The sequence below is a fragment of the Moorena producens 3L genome (genome assembly GCF_000211815.1).
Lineage (GTDB): Bacteria > Cyanobacteriota > Cyanobacteriia > Cyanobacteriales > Coleofasciculaceae > Moorena > Moorena producens.
Map to the genome: position 1 here is coordinate 61,223 of NZ_GL890907.1, position 15,219 is coordinate 76,441.

General features: G+C 44.2%; 20 protein-coding genes and 1 pseudogene. 18 read left to right on the forward strand and 3 right to left on the reverse strand.

What is annotated here, in order from left to right; all coding sequences use genetic code 11:
* Nucleotides 1–741 precede the first annotated feature (741 nt).
* The 6 genes from LYNGBM3L_RS14005 (at nucleotide 742) to LYNGBM3L_RS45720 (ending at nucleotide 2,995) form a co-directional block, all read left to right on the forward strand.
* Nucleotides 742–921, forward strand: a complete 180-nt coding sequence (locus LYNGBM3L_RS14005; protein ID WP_008184255.1) for a hypothetical protein — start codon at nucleotides 742–744, stop codon at nucleotides 919–921.
* A gap of 168 nt (nucleotides 922–1,089) precedes the next feature.
* Nucleotides 1,090–1,221, forward strand: a complete 132-nt coding sequence (locus tag LYNGBM3L_RS48635) for a hypothetical protein (RefSeq protein ID WP_267872029.1) — start codon at nucleotides 1,090–1,092, stop codon at nucleotides 1,219–1,221.
* A 167-nt stretch (nucleotides 1,222–1,388) separates the two neighbouring features.
* The gene (locus LYNGBM3L_RS14010; RefSeq protein WP_008184256.1) at nucleotides 1,389–1,745 is read left to right on the forward strand and encodes an SH3 domain-containing protein; all 357 of its coding nucleotides are present in this window, start codon (nucleotides 1,389–1,391) and stop codon (nucleotides 1,743–1,745) included.
* A 110-nt stretch (nucleotides 1,746–1,855) separates the two neighbouring features.
* Nucleotides 1,856–2,038 carry a hypothetical protein gene (locus LYNGBM3L_RS14015; RefSeq protein ID WP_008184257.1) on the forward strand — a complete coding sequence of 61 codons (183 nt, stop codon included), beginning with the start codon at nucleotides 1,856–1,858 and terminating at the stop codon, nucleotides 2,036–2,038.
* Between the two features lie 258 nt (nucleotides 2,039–2,296).
* The gene (locus tag LYNGBM3L_RS45715) at nucleotides 2,297–2,470 is read left to right on the forward strand and encodes a hypothetical protein (protein ID WP_008184258.1); all 174 of its coding nucleotides are present in this window, start codon (nucleotides 2,297–2,299) and stop codon (nucleotides 2,468–2,470) included.
* A gap of 351 nt (nucleotides 2,471–2,821) precedes the next feature.
* Complete coding sequence (locus LYNGBM3L_RS45720; RefSeq protein WP_008184263.1) at nucleotides 2,822–2,995, forward strand: hypothetical protein; 174 nt, start codon at nucleotides 2,822–2,824, stop codon at nucleotides 2,993–2,995.
* Nucleotides 2,996–3,164: 169 nt separating this feature from the next.
* Here LYNGBM3L_RS45720 and LYNGBM3L_RS43495 read toward each other — a convergent pair whose 3' ends face one another.
* Nucleotides 3,165–3,305: a hypothetical protein gene (locus LYNGBM3L_RS43495; RefSeq protein ID WP_154659784.1), complete on the reverse strand. Its 141-nt coding sequence runs from the start codon at nucleotides 3,303–3,305 to the stop codon at nucleotides 3,165–3,167.
* 103 nt (nucleotides 3,306–3,408) lie between these two features.
* On the opposite strand from LYNGBM3L_RS43495, the gene LYNGBM3L_RS14020 reads away from it, so the two are divergent.
* The 10 genes from LYNGBM3L_RS14020 (at nucleotide 3,409) to LYNGBM3L_RS45745 (ending at nucleotide 10,505) form a co-directional block, all read left to right on the forward strand.
* Nucleotides 3,409–3,753 (forward strand): hypothetical protein, encoded by a 345-nt coding sequence (locus LYNGBM3L_RS14020; RefSeq protein ID WP_008184267.1) that lies wholly within the window; start codon nucleotides 3,409–3,411, stop codon nucleotides 3,751–3,753.
* Between the two features lies 1 nt (nucleotide 3,754).
* On the forward strand, nucleotides 3,755–5,395 hold the full coding sequence (locus LYNGBM3L_RS14025; RefSeq protein WP_008184270.1) for a S8 family serine peptidase: 1,641 nt from the start codon (nucleotides 3,755–3,757) through the stop codon (nucleotides 5,393–5,395).
* A 333-nt stretch (nucleotides 5,396–5,728) separates the two neighbouring features.
* A complete protein-coding gene (locus tag LYNGBM3L_RS43500; protein ID WP_154659785.1) occupies nucleotides 5,729–5,899 on the forward strand; it encodes a hypothetical protein in 171 nt (56 codons plus the stop codon).
* 489 nt (nucleotides 5,900–6,388) lie between these two features.
* Complete coding sequence (locus tag LYNGBM3L_RS46505) at nucleotides 6,389–6,628, forward strand: ISAs1 family transposase (protein WP_202799203.1); 240 nt, start codon at nucleotides 6,389–6,391, stop codon at nucleotides 6,626–6,628.
* 533 nt (nucleotides 6,629–7,161) lie between these two features.
* On the forward strand, nucleotides 7,162–7,338 hold the full coding sequence (locus LYNGBM3L_RS45725; protein ID WP_008184273.1) for a hypothetical protein: 177 nt from the start codon (nucleotides 7,162–7,164) through the stop codon (nucleotides 7,336–7,338).
* A gap of 373 nt (nucleotides 7,339–7,711) precedes the next feature.
* Nucleotides 7,712–7,888, forward strand: a complete 177-nt coding sequence (locus LYNGBM3L_RS45730) for a hypothetical protein (protein WP_008184275.1) — start codon at nucleotides 7,712–7,714, stop codon at nucleotides 7,886–7,888.
* 247 nt (nucleotides 7,889–8,135) lie between these two features.
* Complete coding sequence (locus LYNGBM3L_RS45735) at nucleotides 8,136–8,309, forward strand: hypothetical protein (RefSeq protein ID WP_008184276.1); 174 nt, start codon at nucleotides 8,136–8,138, stop codon at nucleotides 8,307–8,309.
* A gap of 360 nt (nucleotides 8,310–8,669) precedes the next feature.
* Nucleotides 8,670–8,843 (forward strand): hypothetical protein, encoded by a 174-nt coding sequence (locus LYNGBM3L_RS45740; RefSeq protein WP_008184277.1) that lies wholly within the window; start codon nucleotides 8,670–8,672, stop codon nucleotides 8,841–8,843.
* Nucleotides 8,844–9,494: 651 nt separating this feature from the next.
* Complete coding sequence (locus LYNGBM3L_RS14035; RefSeq protein ID WP_008184279.1) at nucleotides 9,495–10,241, forward strand: hypothetical protein; 747 nt, start codon at nucleotides 9,495–9,497, stop codon at nucleotides 10,239–10,241.
* Nucleotides 10,242–10,283: 42 nt separating this feature from the next.
* Nucleotides 10,284–10,505, forward strand: coding sequence for a hypothetical protein (locus LYNGBM3L_RS45745; protein ID WP_044493157.1), 222 nt, complete (start codon nucleotides 10,284–10,286; stop codon nucleotides 10,503–10,505).
* On the opposite strand, the gene LYNGBM3L_RS14045 is transcribed toward LYNGBM3L_RS45745, so the two are convergent.
* Nucleotides 10,502–11,887, reverse strand: a complete 1,386-nt coding sequence (locus tag LYNGBM3L_RS14045) for an aldehyde dehydrogenase (protein ID WP_008184284.1) — start codon at nucleotides 11,885–11,887, stop codon at nucleotides 10,502–10,504. The two genes, LYNGBM3L_RS45745 and LYNGBM3L_RS14045, sit on opposite strands and share 4 nt — an antisense overlap.
* 264 nt (nucleotides 11,888–12,151) lie before the next feature.
* On the opposite strand from LYNGBM3L_RS14045, the gene LYNGBM3L_RS14050 reads away from it, so the two are divergent.
* Together LYNGBM3L_RS14050 and LYNGBM3L_RS43505 are read left to right on the forward strand one after the other, a co-directional pair.
* Nucleotides 12,152–13,828 (forward strand): ABC transporter permease, encoded by a 1,677-nt coding sequence (locus tag LYNGBM3L_RS14050; RefSeq protein ID WP_008184287.1) that lies wholly within the window; start codon nucleotides 12,152–12,154, stop codon nucleotides 13,826–13,828.
* A gap of 2 nt (nucleotides 13,829–13,830) precedes the next feature.
* Nucleotides 13,831–13,992: a hypothetical protein gene (locus LYNGBM3L_RS43505; RefSeq protein WP_008184289.1), complete on the forward strand. Its 162-nt coding sequence runs from the start codon at nucleotides 13,831–13,833 to the stop codon at nucleotides 13,990–13,992.
* 207 nt (nucleotides 13,993–14,199) lie between these two features.
* Here the strand turns inward: LYNGBM3L_RS43505 and LYNGBM3L_RS14055 are convergent.
* A pseudogene (locus LYNGBM3L_RS14055) lies at nucleotides 14,200–15,219 on the reverse strand (Fe(3+) ABC transporter substrate-binding protein); the annotation flags it as partial.

Consider the following 15,219-nt stretch of genomic DNA (forward strand, 5'->3'; position numbering starts at 1 on the left):
GAGGTAAACATTTGTTTAATCTGAGTTAAGTCTGCTGACGGCTGACAACTGACGGCACCTCAAGCAGCGTGCGCGTAGCGCATATGCTTACATTTTCAATAACAAAGACTCTTGGGTTGTAGTCGCTCTAAATAATGTCTGATCTTTGGATTTTATCCTTCAATTATGGTCAGATAAGTCTGGCTTATTATCTAATACCCCTCATCACTAATATCAAGTCAGGTTGAATACCCATAATTAGAGGGAGGGTGGGAAGTCTGGGGAGATGGTCAGATGGTCAGATGGTCAGATGGGGGAGATTTTTATTAAGGGTAATTATCCCGACATGATATAAGTTAACTTTGCTTAAATTCTGGCCTAGGGTGGGTTAGGCGGCAAGTATTTTGAAAGCTCACCTTGTCTTGATGCAATAGCGAGTGGTTTTGGGTCTGTGTGGGTCACCTGCGGGAGCACCGCTGTTTGCCCCGTGGAAACCACGGCAGTTGCTCATGGGGGGAACCCCCTTTGGCCTCACTGCCTCCCCTTTGGCCAACTGCATCGCTTTAAGAGAGCTGTCCGCCGTAACCCACCAATAGTCAGCGACTTAAGCGGTGATTAGATTCACTCTGATAAACAGTCTCTTAGGCCATGAGCTGATCAGCTCAAAAAAAAGGTACCCTCAAGGGTACTGTGAAGCCAGAGTTAGATCTGACATTCTAGAAATGTGTTGATTGAAATGAATTGCACCAAGAGGTAAAACCCATGCCTTACAAATACTCTAACCCCTGTGTGTTCCAAGTTCCGATCAAATTAGAAGTACCCATTGTTCTCGACATCGCTGTCGCTGCTAAGCGCAAGTGCTTTGACAAATATGAGGAAATGGAGATCGAAGAGGCGGAAGGTAACGAAACTACTGAGTCACCCGCACCTCCTACCACTTAGTCCCTTTAGGCATCTTTGAAAGGAATCTTTAACGGCTGGCTTTGAATTAGTTCATAGTAATTAATCCCTGAAACCCCCCTAGGCTGATCAAGCCAGGGGATTTTTTTTGCCAGTCTCGTGCTTGCTTTTAGGGATCACGGAGGAGGGAGCAGGCAGCAGGTAGCAGCGATGCAGCGAGATCTTAGTGGTTTTCACGCCAGTTGCTCATCTCCCCATCTCCCCATCTCCCCATCTCCCCATCTCCCTACTCCCTATTCCCTATTCCCTATTCCCTATTCCCCGCCCACAAGACCACCATAGACCAGTTTCTCAACTGTCTGTACTATAAACAGTGCTAACTATGGAAAAATAAGGTTTTATTGCTGTCAGCTTTAGGACTACTTATAAAGTGGCACTGTCTCCAATCACTCCAACTGTTATTTCTATTTTACTAGTAAATAAGAAACCTTGATGATTGGAGAAAACAAATGAAAAAAGCAATCTTCTTATTAGCTACAGCTGCTGCAGTTACCGTCCCTACAACTGAGGCTTTTGCTCAGCATACTTTTCCTAGTGAGCGTTCCCACTGTCTAGCCACCCTAACTGCTAGCAACCCCGATTCTCGGATCACCTTACGTTCTGGACCAGGAACTAATTATAGAAGCTTGGGTTATGGTTTAGTGGGTGATAATGTCTACGTGCTGACAGGCACTCCTCCAGAGCCAGATTACAAAATAGACAGCTTTGGCTATGGTTGGCACAGAGTAGGTTTTCCAGTAAGTGGTGCCAAAGGATGGATTCGCGACGATTTACTCAAAGTCGAATGTGCTCCCATTAATGATTAAGTAGGTCTATAGGGAAAAAAGGTACCCTCAAGGGTACTGTAAAGCCAGGGTTAGATTTGACATTATATAAATGTGTTGATTGAAATTAATTGCACCAAGAGGTAAACCCCATGCCTTACAAATACCATAAACCCTGTGTGTTCCAAGTTCCGATCAAATTAGAAGTACCCATTGTGCTCGATCTAGCTGTAGGTGCTAAGCGTAAGTGCTTTACTAAATATGAGGAAATGGAGATCGAAGAGAACGGAGCGGGTACTGAGCCAGCCGAACCAGTTGCCACTTTGTATCCTTAGGAATCTTTGAAATGATTTTTTTACGGCTGGCTTTAAAATTCTGGGCATAAATTAATTCCTATCTCTCCTCTATATCCTCCCTCCTGAGCTCAGGAGGGAGGAGTTTTATTGTAGACCAAAACCTATATCCCCCCTAAGTTAGGCCAGACTATCATCAGTTGAAAAAAAGGTACCCTCAAGGGTACTGCCAAGCCAGGGTTAGATTTGACATTATATAAATGTGTTGATTGAAATTAATTACAGCAAGAGGTAAAACCCATGCCTTACAAATACCATAAACCCTGTGTGTTCCAAGTTCCGATCAAATTAGAGGTGCCCATTGTGCTCGATCTAGCTGTAGGTGCTAAGCGTAAGTGCTTTACTAAGTATGAGGAAATGGAGATCGAAGAGAACGGAGCGGCTACTGATCCAGCCGAACCAGTTACCACTTAATCTCTTTAGCAATCTTTGACAGCTGGCTTTTAAATTCTGGGCATAAATTAAGTCCTATATCTCCTCCCTCCTGAGCTCAGGAGGGAGGAGTTTTATTGTAGACCAAAACCTATAATCATGCCCACCAATACTGAACCAGATAAAAATCGTAGGGTGGGCATTGATCAGGAAGATTAAAATTAGTGAGCCTATAAATTAAATGAGCAATGCCCACCAATACCGAGGCTAAGTTATGAAACACTATCATATCACCTCATAAAAGGTACCCTCAAGGGTACTGCCAAGCCAGAGTTAGATTTGACATTATATAAATGTGTTGATTGAAATTAATTACAGCAAGAGGTAAAACCCATGGCTTACAAATACTATAATCCCTGTGTGTTCCAAGTTCCGATCAAATTAGAAGTACCGATTGTGCTCGACCTAGCTGTAGGTGCTAAGCGTAAGTGCTTTAGTAAATATGAGGAAATGGAACTCGAAGAGAACGGAGCGGCTACTGAGCCAGCGGAACCGGTTAGCACTTAGTCTGTTTAGGAATCTTTGACGGCTGGCTTTTAAATTCTGGGCAGAAATTAAGTCCTATCTCTCCTCTCTATCCAGGGTAAGCGCATCTTGTTGGGTAACCGGGGGTAGTTCTCAATAAACCCGGCCTTGTCTTGATCTAGTCGCTCATGGGGGAAACCACGCCAGTTGCTCATGGGGGGAACCCCCAAGACCGCACTGGCTCCCCAAGACCGTAATGGTGCGTTTGACCCGTAATTAAATTCGCCACGGGTCGCACCTCTGCATCGCTATTGTGCTTATTGACAATCAATTTCCTATATATAGTGTTCATTGAATTCACTAAAAACTATATATAGGAATAAAAAAATTAGATGCGTTTACCCTGTTCTAGCTGTAGGGATTCTAAAAATAAAAGTACAAGAGCTTTTGTTCGTATGTTCTACTTTGAATATTCAGTTTTTGCTCACTTAGAGACAGTTCAAGTAGCTTGCCACTTGAATGTCAACCAAGCTAGAAAAATGCGTTACTTAATTACACTCAATCTACCGCCTCCTAACAATTCTTTGGAGTCCGTGAAGCAACTAGATGGAATCAAAGACTTAGAGATTGATGAAGATTATGGTCTAATTCTCATAAGTCCGAAGCGGGATTTGTATGTCATCCGTGTATCGGGTGACATGGATTCTCAAAAACTGATAGCAATACAACCGTTAGTCAAGGGAGTTCACGGTGATATAAAAATAGCTCCCACAGAATCTCAAGAAGAAGAGGATAAATAACATGCGTGTGTTAATTCAGATGCGATTTATGCCGGAACTCCGTGCTGCAATGACTGCCGAGAGTTTCACTATGACAACAGAGGCTGTTTCTATTGATGGCTTTTCACTGGATCAAAGTTATACACCTGTTTTGGTGCCTAATCGACAAAGACGAGAAGAGGTTGGAGTCACAGAAGTAGGACAACTATTTTCCTTTGATGCTCGCCCTGAAGTTTCCACTTATCTGGTAAGAGGTGAGGTGGCAGATGATGCACTAGAGCCTTTAATAGCGGCAGTTGAACAAGACCCTAATGGGATTGGTGTGTTTTCAGATCCACGAATTAGTGCGATCGCTATTTGTCCACCTGCTTCAGTGGGAACCCATCGAAATGTGGAGAATTTACTGCAATTTCCACAACTTCAAGCAAAAGGAATGGATGGGTCTAACGTAATGGTGGCGATCGTTGATAGCGGAGTCAATCTATCCCATCTAAACAGTAAGGGTAAAACACCTCAATTCGATGCGAGCAAAAGCTGGACTCCAGTATCTGGACTTACCCCAGGTAATATGCGTGTCGATCATGGAACAATGTGTGCCTTTGATGTCTGCATTGCTGCGCCAAACAGCACTCTTCTCGACTATGCCCTTCTCCAATCGCAGACACCAGGTGGCTCGGTAATGGATGGGTTTTTGAGTGATGCTGTCAAAGCTTTCAGTAACTTGCTGCAAATACTCTCAACAGCCCCAGAACCTAAACCAGCTTTGGTAGTTAATAATAGTTGGGGAATGTTTCATCCCTCTTGGGACTTTCCGGTGGGCCATCCTGGCAATTACAGTGATAATCCCAATCATCCTTTCAATATCATTGTTGAAAGTTTAGAGGATGCTGGTGCTGATATTCTTTTTGCTGCTGGTAATTGTGGTGCAGAATGTCCTGATCCAAGATGCCAACGCGTTACTAACAGACCCATTTATGGTGCGAATTCTCATCCAAGTGTCCTTAGCATTGCTGGGGTGACAGTTAATAAAGAGCGAGTTGGCTATTCTAGTCAGGGACCAGGACATCTCGACTCTCAAAAACCCGATCTTTGTGCCTATACTCATTTTGTTGGCTCAGGAGTTTATCGAGCAGATAGTGGCACTTCAGCAGCTTGTCCTGTTGCGGCTGGTGTTGTAGCATCGATTCGGACTAAGTATCCTCCTTCGGTTCTCTCTCCCGCTGAACTTCGTCAACTGTTGCGCCGAACTGCCGAAGATTTGGGTGTGGCAGGTTTTGACTACGATCATGGGTTTGGGCTGATCGATGTTCCAGCCATCCTCAATGCCCTAGAGCGGCTAGACATACCAGAATTACAAATAGGAGAGGCGGTTTCAGGGCATTTAAAGCAGACTGGCGATTCTAGCTTATATCGGGTGAGGGTCGGCACCTCATTGAGCCTTGAGCTAGATGGACAGGATGGTGTAGATTTCGATCTCTATGTCAGAAAGGCATTGCAGCCAACTATCAGTGAGTTCGACTATCGTGGGTATACCAGTTTACCTGACGAGAAAATTAGTATCCGACCTTCAGAACCAGGTGAATATTTTGTTATGGTTCGTTCTTATCGTGGAGCAGGAGATTTTTCTCTGAAAGCTAGTGTGGAATCCATCTTGAACGTGTAGGCGTTTGAGTAACAACTGTACCTGAAGGGGCGACGAAACAGGCTGAAATGCTTGGTATCTAACGCTATAGCATTTTTAAATTGGGTGAGGTACAAAGTTCTAGGTTTTAGGGAGTAGGGAGCAGGGAGTAGCGACTGCATCAGTTTCTTAAATTTGTTAACACCATTACACCAATTGTTAGATCTATAGTTACGGTGAATTTTTAAGGTAGGCATTGCCTACCTTTTTTTTGTATTTAAGGGTCAGTGTTTTTAGATTAGTTTATCTCCTTGAGGGAGATTGTAACTTTGACAAAGATATCTCTCTTAATGGATCCTTCCAGCTGCAGAAACCATGTTTCCATTAATTCATTTCCTTGAGGGAGATTGTAACTATTGGGAAAACAACGATTGTATTCACTGGGAAGAGTTTCCATTAATTCATCTCCTTGAGGGAGATTGTAACTTTACAGGGAAAATTTTAGAAGCTTATTTTGAGCCGGTTTCCATTAATTCATCTCCTTGAGGGAGATTGTAACCCTCTCCCTCCCACTCAGGTCATCCAAAGGAAATGAGGTTTCCATTAATTCATCTCCTTGAGGGAGATTGCTTTTTGCCCAAAAAGCAAAATGACAATCAGTGGGGGCTTGTACCCGCCACTGATTGAAGACCACAACTCGCTTGACCGTAGGTCACGCTGCGCGAACGCTCCAATTCAAAGTTCAAAATTATTAATTCAAAATGATTCGGACAATTCTAGATTTTTAATTTTTAATTTTTAATTTTGAATTACCCGGGGGGCTTGTACCCAGAATTAATTAATTCAAAATTTATGATTTTCTTTATTTTGAAGTTTTAATTTTGAATTTTGAATTACCCAAAGGGGTCAGTTATGACCAGCGTATCGAAAAAGGTCATCATCGCACAGAGATACGCCAGGGCAGGGTCTGTACCGGTTTCGGCACAAGGTTAATTTCACCTTCCCTAGCTCTGGGAAGGACTCCAAAGTTTGGTGATGGTGGTTCGTGTCCGCCGTCTGTGGAACAAAACTACTCGTGAAGTTCAGTTTTATCTGACTTCAAAAGCTAGTGATGCTCAGGTTTTAGCTTCGGCAATTAGAAAACACTGGAGCATTGAAAACGAGCTACATTGGACTATCGACTGTACTTTTGCCGAAGATGCTTGCCGTATTCGCTCTTTACACAGTCCCCGTAATGCGCGCTCTTTGGCGACGCATTGCTCTTACTGCCCTTGATCGTGAGCAAACTTACAAACGTAGTCTCCGGCAAAAAATGAAGCGCACTGCTATGGATAATAACTATATGATTCAAGTCCTTAGTTGTTTTCACAGGCGACAGATTAGATTCTTCTCATCCCTTGTGTCAAGCCTGATTGAGATGCTCTTACCCTGCCTCTCTATCCTCCATTCTGAAATCAGGATGAAGGAGTTTTTATTTATTGGTTCACCGATAATAATACCTAAGTTAGGCTATCAGGGTAAGCGCAAGAAAAAATTGCCCATAATGTGCATTGGCTGGATATCGGTTGATCGTGGCTCGAAACCCCTATAATCTCGTAGAACTTGATTCTCAATAGAGTTTAATAGTTGAGAATGAGCCCCGTTTTTTCTCAATAAGCTACAGCTTATTGATTCTTGCGCTTACCCTGGTTAGGCTATCTTATTATCAGTTTATCAAAGGTACCCTCAAGGGTACTGCCAAGAGGGATTTAGATCTGACATTATATAAATGTGTTGATTGAAATTAATTAAAGCAAGAGGTAAAACCCATGGCTTACAAATACCATAAACCCTGTGTGTTCCAAGTTCCGATCAAATTAGAAGTACCGATTGTGCTCGACCTAGCTGTAGGTGCTAAGCGTAAGTGCTTTAGTAAATATGAGGAAATGGAACTCGAAGAGAACGGAGCGGCTACTGATCAGTCCCCCGAACCAGTTAGCACTTAGTATCTTTAGCAATCTTTGACAGGAATCTTTGACGGTTGGCTTTGAAATTATCGGCATAAATTAAGTCCTATCTCTCCTCTGTTTCCTCCCTCCTGAGCTCAGGAGGGAGGAGTTTTATTGTAGACCTTAAGCGATAATCACCCCCACCAATACCGAACCAGACAAAAATCGTAGGGTGGGCATTGCTCAGGAAGATCAAAATTAGTGAGCCTATAAATGAAATGGGCAATGCCCACCAATACCGAGGCTAAGTTATGAAACACTATCATATCACCTCATAAAAGGTACCCTCAAGGGTACTGCCAAGCCAGGGTTAGATTTGACATTATATAAATGTGTTGATTGAAATTAATTACAGCAAGAGGTAAAACCCATGCCTTACAAATACGATAAACCCTGTGTGTTCCAAGTTCCGATCAAATTAGAAGTACCAATTGTGCTCGACCTAGCTGTAGGTGCTAAGCGTAAGTGCTTTACTAAGTATGAGGAAATGGAGATCGAAGAGAACGGAGCGGCTACTGATCAGTCCACCGAACCAGTTACCAGTTAGTTTCTTTAAGAATATTTGACGGCTGGCTTTTAAAGTCTGGGCATAAATTAAGTCCTATCTCTCCTCTCTATCCTCCATCCTAAGCTCAGGATGGAGGAGTTTTATTGTAGACGAAAACCGATACCCTTTATGCCCTGATCTGATCAGCTGCTGAAAAGGTACCCTCAAGGGTACTGCCAAGCCAGGGTTAGATTTGACATTATATAAATGTGTTGATTGAAATTAATTACAGCAAGAGGTAAAACCCATGCCTTACAAATACCATAAACCCTGTGTGTTCCAAGTTCCGATCAAATTAGAAGTACCCATTGTGCTCGATCTAGCTGTAGGTGCTAAGCGTAAGTGCTTCACTAAGTATGAGGAAATGGAAATCGAAGAGAACGGAGCGGGTACTGAGCCAGCCGAACCAGTTACCACTTAATCTCTTTAGCAATCTTTGACAGCTGGCTTTAAAATTCTGGGCATAAATTAAGTCCTATATCTCCTCTGTTTCCTCCCTCCTGAGCTCAGGAGGGAGGAGTTTTATTGTAGACCTTAAGCGATAATCATGCCCACCAATACTGAACCAGATAAAAATCGTAGGGTGGGCATTGATCAGGAAGATTAAAATTAGTGAGCCTATAAATTAAATGAGCAATGCCCACCAATACCGAGGCTAAGTTATGAAACACTATCATATCACCTCATAAAAGGTACCCTCAAGGGTACTGCCAAGCCAGAGTTAGATTTGACATTATATAAATGTGTTGATTGAAATTAATTACAGCAAGAGGTAAAACCCATGCCTTACAAATACGATAAACCCTGTGTGTTCCAAGTTCCGATCAAATTAGAAGTACCCATTGTGCTCGACCTAGCTGTAGGTGCTAAGCGTAAGTGCTTTACTAAGTATGAGGAAATGGAGATCGAAGAGAACGGAGCGCCTACTGAGCCAGCGGAACCGGTTAGCACTTAGTCTCTTTAGCAATCTCTGACAAGAATCTTTGACGGCTGGCTTTAAATTAGTTCATAGAAATTAGTTCCTCAAATCCCCCTAGGCTTATCAAGTCAGGGGGGTTTTCTTAACCAGTCTCCTGCTAAGCTTAACGTAAGCATATGCCCTACGCGCACGCTACTTGAGGTGCCGTCAGCTGTCAGCCGTCAGCTTAAAATAAACCTCCCACGCTACTTGAGGTGCTTTCTGTAACTCAGCATTATTCGAATGCTGACCTGTTTTATTCTTAACGGTTTCCTCCTTAACCCTGCCGATAGCGCATACGGCGGTTTGCATAACTATCAGGTGCGCTTTCCGCATCTAATTATTAAATTCGCCACGGGTCGCACCTCAGGTACACAGGATTGTTTTCCCACTTCCGACTTCCGACTTCCCTGTTCTCTCTTCCCTGTTCCGGTGATCCGCTGTTCCCTGTTCCCTAAAATTCAGAAATTTGTACCTAACTGAATTGCAAACCGCTGATAGCTGATAGCTGATAGCTGATAACTGATAGCTGAATGCTTACAAGTTAACTAAAAGGTACCCTTAAGGGTACCGCAACTTGTTAGTAAATTATGAGACCATTGGGAGAGATTAAGACTACCTGCCAAACTACCTGATGGAGGGCAAATCATGCCTGACGAAAATATCCACGAATCCTCTTACAACTGTGAATTTGAGATTCCGATCAATTTTTTAGTTCCCTTCTCATTCAAGCCCACATTTGCTCCACAAAAGTGTACCTTCCAACTTTGCAATCACCCTGGTGCTAGTGCCAGTCCGCCACCCTATGGCTTGCGTCTTGATGGACTGCTCACTGGTAATGCCAGAGATATCTATACCTTTGATTTTGAGTACGAGGGCGCAGAGGTATTCCTCGACTACACCAGCACAGGTGAGATCCACATCTACGGAAAAGCCTTCGGTGGACAAAAAGAAGGGAAGAATTACAAAAAAAGGACAACTGACTACTGGGATATCGACTTTACCTACAAAGTTGTGGGACATAAAGACAACGATGCCTATGTCACCGAGAAAGCCTATGGCACATACAAGATTGGCATGGGTAAGGGGACAATCAAGTCTAAGAAGTTCAAGTCCTTTGATCTAGTAGACTACTTCGGTAATCATGAATACTCTTTCCGATTTGGTGATGATACGGAGCACCGGGGCCATAAAGGTATCTCTGGCTGGGGCTGGCTGAATCATAGTGATAGTGGTGCCAAAGATCGTATCTATAAGCACCTAGATTACTCTGACTGGCTATTCGTTGCTAAGATTCCTAAACTATCCATGGCTAAATGGAAGATGATCTGCTGGAGTGGCTTAGCCAGTGCAGTCTGGTGTGAGGATGATCCTAAGAAGTCCGAGCATGATTAGCGATTGGTTATAGCGCCGCGCGCAGTGTTGGGAGATGGGGAGATGGGGAGATGTAAGTGTGGTAAGTGTGGTAAGTGTGGGGGCGCGGGGAGATGGGGAGATGGGGAGATGAAGAGATGGGGAGATGAAGAGATGAGCAACTGGCTACCCAAGACGGCGCTAGCTCCGAAGCTCCCGACTCCCGACTCCCGACTCCCGTTCCCCTCCTGGGAGGGGTTAGGGGTGGGTACCGACTCCCGACTCCCTAAAACGAAGAATGACTAACCACTAATAAATTTCTTGATCTGTTCGAGTTTGTCTTTGTAGGGAGCATAGCGCAACTGCAAATCCAGCCAGAAGGATTTCTTAAGCACGCTTTTTTGGTGAGAAAAGGTATCAAAACCAGCTTTCCCATGATAAGCACCCATGCCACTATCACCAACCCCACCAAATGGTAGGGAAGGAACATTTAGATGCATAACTGTTTCATTCAAGCAAACACCACCAGCAGAGGTCTGTTGCAAAACCTGCTGTTGCTTTGCTTTGTCTCTGGAGAAAAAATATAGCGCTAATGGTTTTGGTCTTTGGTTAACTATCCCAATGGCTTCATCTAAATTACTGTATTCAATCACAGGTAGAATCGGACCAAAGATTTCCTCTTCCATCACTTTATCCTCTAAGGAAATATTGTCGATGACCGTGGGAGCAATATAGCGGTCTTCTGGATTAGTTTGTCCACCAATTATGATGTCACCATCGTTGAGTAAGCTACTCAAACGCTGATAATGCTTATCACTGATAATCCGAGCATAATCTGGACTTTTGGCGGGATCGTCTCCATAAAATTTATGGATACAGGCTTTGATTTCCTGGAGTAAATCAGATTTAATCTCCCGATTGACCAGCAGATAGTCTGGTGCAACGCAGGTTTGACCGGCATTGAGAAACTTACCCCAAACAATTCGTTTTGCTGTAGTCTCTATCGGCACATCTGTCTCCACAATGCAGGGACTTTTACCCCCCAACTCTAGGGTGACGGGGGTTAGGTGTTTGGCAGCAGCAGTCATGATAATTCTGCCAACTTGGGTGCTGCCGGTGAACAAGATATGGTCGAATTTTTCTGCTAACAGTTCCTGACTAGTTTCTACTCCCCCTTCCACTACAGTAATATAGCTAGGGTCAAAGTTTTTCTGGATAATCTCTGCGATCGCACCAGAGGTGTGAGGGGAGATTTCAGAAGGTTTGATAACGCAACAGTTTCCCGCTGCGATCGCACCCACTAAAGGCGCAATGGCTAGAGCAAATGGATAGTTCCAGGGACTGATAATCAGTACTACTCCCAAGGGTTCGGGATAAATTTGACCCGAGCCTGGAAAATTTGCCATTGAGACCGGGACTCTTTTCGGCTTGACCCAGGATTTAATATGCTTGAGGGTGTGATCAATTTCCTGCACCAGGATAATTTCGGTAGCATAAGATTCAAATTCCGCCTTGTGCAGGTCGGCTTTCAAGCCTTCTAAAATGGCAGTATCATTTTCTAAAATAACTTGCTTGAGGCGCTTGAGTTGGGCGATCCGGAATGCCACATCTTTGGTTTTACCGGTGCTGAAAAAATTGCGCTGCTGAGCCAAAATATCCTTGACTTGACTGGTTTGTAGTTCAAGCATCTTAAAATTTAATCCCTGAACGGAAAAAAAAAATCATTTTGTTCTGGTTCAAGGTTAGCAATTATTTGATAGGATAGTTTATTGCTAAATACTTGCAAGAGTTTAGCGTAGGGTGGGTTAGGCGGCGAGTACTTTAAAAGCTCACCTTTGAAGAGATCTGTCCGCCGTAACCCACCAATATTCAGCGACTAATCGCTGTCTATACATTTACTTTATAAACAGCCTCTGAGTTCAGCTCCCTGAAAACATTCCTGAAAACTCCCGATGCCACTAAAAATTTCAGCACTATTGAGCGGTAACAAACCATGGCATCGTCTGGGTTTGCCTGGTTGGACAGTCTCCGTAATTGCGATCGCACTCCTGATTTGCGCACCAGTCCTATCTGTGCTGGGCAGTATGTTCTCCGATTCTTCGGAAGTATGGAGTCATTTAGTCTCCACTGTCTTAGGCAGTTACATTGTCAACTCCCTGTGGTTAATTATAGGTGTAGGTAGTGGAGTATTAATCCTTGGGGTTTCAACAGCATGGCTAGTAACCATGTGTCGCTTCTGGGGAAGCCGGGTGTTTGAATGGGCTTTACTACTGCCTCTGGCAGCACCAGCCTATTTACTTGCCTATACTTACACCAATATGCTGGACTTTTTTGGACCCGTACAGACCTGGCTGCGGCAGCTGTTTGGCTGGACTAGCGTGCAGGATTATTGGTTTCCCAATGTCCGGTCTCTGTGGGGTGCGATCGCAATGTTGTCTCTGGTGCTCTATCCCTACGTTTACCTAATCACCAGGGTAGCGTTCCTAGAGCAATCCGTCCGTACCCTAGAAGCTGCTCGTTCCCTCGGATGTAACCCTTGGCGTGGCTTCTTCACCGTCGCTCTACCCCTAGCCAGACCAGGGATCATGGCAGGTTTGGCCTTAGCACTGATGGAAACCCTAAGCGACTTTGGCACAGTAAAGTATTTCGGTGTCAGTACTTTCACTACAGGCATATATCGTACCTGGTTAGACATGGGTGAGAGGTCAGCTGCTGCTCAACTAGCCGCCTGTTTGCTACTATTTGTAATTATTTTAATTCTACTAGAACGCTGGTCTCGTAAGCAATCTCGCTATTATGAGACTAGCAGTAGTTACCAGGGAATCAAGCCATTTCCACTAACTGGGATCAGAGCCATACTCGCGTTTGTAGCCTGTTTCCTTCCCACTGCTCTTGGATTTTTAGCACCTGCAGCATTTTTGCTGCACATGACCATTAAAAATGCCGAGGAAACCTTAGATGATAATTTTTGGCAGCTAGCTACAAATAGTTTACTATTAGCAATTACAACAGCTGCGATTGCTATGGTCTTAGCATTAGTCATGGCTTATGGGCAACGTCTAGTGCCCAAACTAGGGATGCGCTTAGCAGTACGCACTGCTGCCATGGGTTACGCTATCCCTGGTTCAGTGATTGCAGTTGGTGTCTTGATGCCCTTAGGTCAGTTGGACAATATCATTGACAGCTGGATGCGGGATAACTTGGGCATATCCACCGGTTTAATTTTTAGTGGCACCATCATTGCTCTAGTATACGCCTATCTTGTGCGCTTCCTAGCAATTTCATTCAATACCGTTGAATCCAGCCTAGGTAAGATTAAGCCTAGTTTAGATGATGCCTCTCGCAGTCTCGGTTATGGACCTACGCTGACCCTAATCAAAGTTCACGCCCCATTAATGTGGGGAGGATTGTTGACAGCAGCCATGTTGGTGTTTGTGGATGTGATGAAAGAGTTACCAGCAACTCTGATCATGCGACCGTTTAATTTTGACACCCTGGCAGTACGAGTTTACCAGTATGCCTCCGATGAACGATTAATACAGGCATCAGCACCAGCCTTAGCGATTGTTTTAGTAGGGATTATTCCAGTAATTTTATTAAGTTTGAAGATTGCTAAATCTCAGGGATAATAATGCAGAAGGCAGAAGGCAGAAGGCAGAAGGCAGAAGGCAGAATACAGAAGGCAGAAGGCAGAAGGCAGAATACAGAAGGCAGAATACAGAAGGCAGAAGGCAGAAGGCAGAAGGCAGAAGGCAGAATGAAGCATGAAGAAGGCATAATTCTTAATTCTTAATTCTTAATTCTTAATTCTTAATTCTTAATTCTTCATGGTGTTGGAATCAAAAAAAAGGGAACAGGGAACAGGGAAAAGAGGAGTTTTTGCTTTCTCGGCGCTACTCCCTACTCCCTCGGTGCGCTTTCCGTAGGCGAATTTAATTCGCCACGGGTCGCACCGCTCCCTACTCCCTAAAACGACAGTACTTGATCTAATTTATAACTGTTATACCCAACCAGCAATATCCATAAGTTGAACTGCTGTAGCACTATTGGGACCATATTGGGAAACACTGGTTGGATCTTCCTTGAAGGGAAACCAAAGCCCGCAAGTACCGGATCAATCGGTGTTCCAGAAACCACTGGATATTCGCTATTAGCTTGAGCAAAGAAGGTCTGAGCCGTAGGGCTAGTTAGATACTCTAAGAACTTGATACCATTTTCTCGATTAGGAGCTGTTTTAACCAAGCCGCCACCACTGATATTAATGTGGGCACCCCGGTTTTGCTGATTAGGGAAAAATACACCAACTTTCTTGAAGATCCCCTGCTTGGCAGGGTCATCGGATTTAATATAGCGAGGTAGATAATAGGTATTTGCGATCGCAATATCCGCAATCCCAGCCGCAACGGCTTCAATTTGGGCTCGATCATTACCCTGAGGCTTGCGAGCAAAGTTACCCACAAAGCTCTCGACCCATGCTTTTACTGCTGGTACACCCAGGCTGGCAATCAGTGAGGCAACCAGAGACTGATTATAGATATTGCTCGATGAGCGGATAGCAATGCGACCTTGCCATTTGGGATCAGCCAGATTTTCGTAAGTTGACAGTTCAGCAGGGTTGACTCTGTCTTTGTTATACATAATCACCCGCGCTCGCTTAGTGAAGCCAAACCAGTGATTGTCAGGGTGTCGCAGGTTAGCGGGAATATTGGAGTTGAGTTCCGATGAATTAACCGGGGCAAAAATACCAGCCTGGTCAGCTTTCCAAAGACGACCAGCGTCAACAGTAATTAAGACATCAGCAGGGCTATTGGCCCCCTCACTTTTAATCCGTTCTATTAATGGATTTGCTTTCCCCTCAATCAGATTCACTTTAATACCAGTGATGCGGGTGAAGTTATCGTACAAGTCATCATCCGTCTTGTAGTGACGAGAGGAGTAGACATTGACTACCCGATTCTGGGCGACTGCTCTACGAGGTTTACCCAGTTCACCCAAGGTGTAAGCCGCCATGGCTGTACCA

What these genes read in the sequence shown, in the direction of transcription:
- LYNGBM3L_RS45740 (WP_008184277.1), top strand. Translation starts at nt 8,670, where the DNA reads ATGCCTTACAAATACGATAAACCCTGTGTGTTCCAAGTTCCGATCAAA.
- LYNGBM3L_RS14015 (WP_008184257.1), top strand. Translation starts at nt 1,856, where the DNA reads ATGCCTTACAAATACCATAAACCCTGTGTGTTCCAAGTTCCGATCAAA.
- LYNGBM3L_RS45720 (WP_008184263.1), top strand. Translation starts at nt 2,822, where the DNA reads ATGGCTTACAAATACTATAATCCCTGTGTGTTCCAAGTTCCGATCAAA.
- LYNGBM3L_RS45715 (WP_008184258.1), top strand. Translation starts at nt 2,297, where the DNA reads ATGCCTTACAAATACCATAAACCCTGTGTGTTCCAAGTTCCGATCAAA.
- LYNGBM3L_RS45735 (WP_008184276.1), top strand. Translation starts at nt 8,136, where the DNA reads ATGCCTTACAAATACCATAAACCCTGTGTGTTCCAAGTTCCGATCAAA.
- LYNGBM3L_RS45745 (WP_044493157.1), top strand. Translation starts at nt 10,284, where the DNA reads ATGGGGAGATGTAAGTGTGGTAAGTGTGGTAAGTGTGGGGGCGCGGGG.
- LYNGBM3L_RS43505 (WP_008184289.1), top strand. Translation starts at nt 13,831, where the DNA reads ATGCAGAAGGCAGAAGGCAGAAGGCAGAAGGCAGAAGGCAGAATACAG.
- LYNGBM3L_RS48635 (WP_267872029.1), top strand. Translation starts at nt 1,090, where the DNA reads ATGCAGCGAGATCTTAGTGGTTTTCACGCCAGTTGCTCATCTCCCCAT.
- LYNGBM3L_RS43500 (WP_154659785.1), top strand. Translation starts at nt 5,729, where the DNA reads ATGTTTCCATTAATTCATTTCCTTGAGGGAGATTGTAACTATTGGGAA.
- LYNGBM3L_RS14005 (WP_008184255.1), top strand. Translation starts at nt 742, where the DNA reads ATGCCTTACAAATACTCTAACCCCTGTGTGTTCCAAGTTCCGATCAAA.
- LYNGBM3L_RS43495 (WP_154659784.1), bottom strand. Translation starts at nt 3,305, where the DNA reads ATGAACACTATATATAGGAAATTGATTGTCAATAAGCACAATAGCGAT.
- LYNGBM3L_RS14020 (WP_008184267.1), top strand. Translation starts at nt 3,409, where the DNA reads ATGTTCTACTTTGAATATTCAGTTTTTGCTCACTTAGAGACAGTTCAA.
- LYNGBM3L_RS46505 (WP_202799203.1), top strand. Translation starts at nt 6,389, where the DNA reads ATGGTGGTTCGTGTCCGCCGTCTGTGGAACAAAACTACTCGTGAAGTT.
- LYNGBM3L_RS14035 (WP_008184279.1), top strand. Translation starts at nt 9,495, where the DNA reads ATGCCTGACGAAAATATCCACGAATCCTCTTACAACTGTGAATTTGAG.
- LYNGBM3L_RS14050 (WP_008184287.1), top strand. Translation starts at nt 12,152, where the DNA reads ATGCCACTAAAAATTTCAGCACTATTGAGCGGTAACAAACCATGGCAT.
- LYNGBM3L_RS45725 (WP_008184273.1), top strand. Translation starts at nt 7,162, where the DNA reads ATGGCTTACAAATACCATAAACCCTGTGTGTTCCAAGTTCCGATCAAA.
- LYNGBM3L_RS14025 (WP_008184270.1), top strand. Translation starts at nt 3,755, where the DNA reads ATGCGTGTGTTAATTCAGATGCGATTTATGCCGGAACTCCGTGCTGCA.
- LYNGBM3L_RS45730 (WP_008184275.1), top strand. Translation starts at nt 7,712, where the DNA reads ATGCCTTACAAATACGATAAACCCTGTGTGTTCCAAGTTCCGATCAAA.
- LYNGBM3L_RS14010 (WP_008184256.1), top strand. Translation starts at nt 1,389, where the DNA reads ATGAAAAAAGCAATCTTCTTATTAGCTACAGCTGCTGCAGTTACCGTC.
- LYNGBM3L_RS14045 (WP_008184284.1), bottom strand. Translation starts at nt 11,887, where the DNA reads ATGCTTGAACTACAAACCAGTCAAGTCAAGGATATTTTGGCTCAGCAG.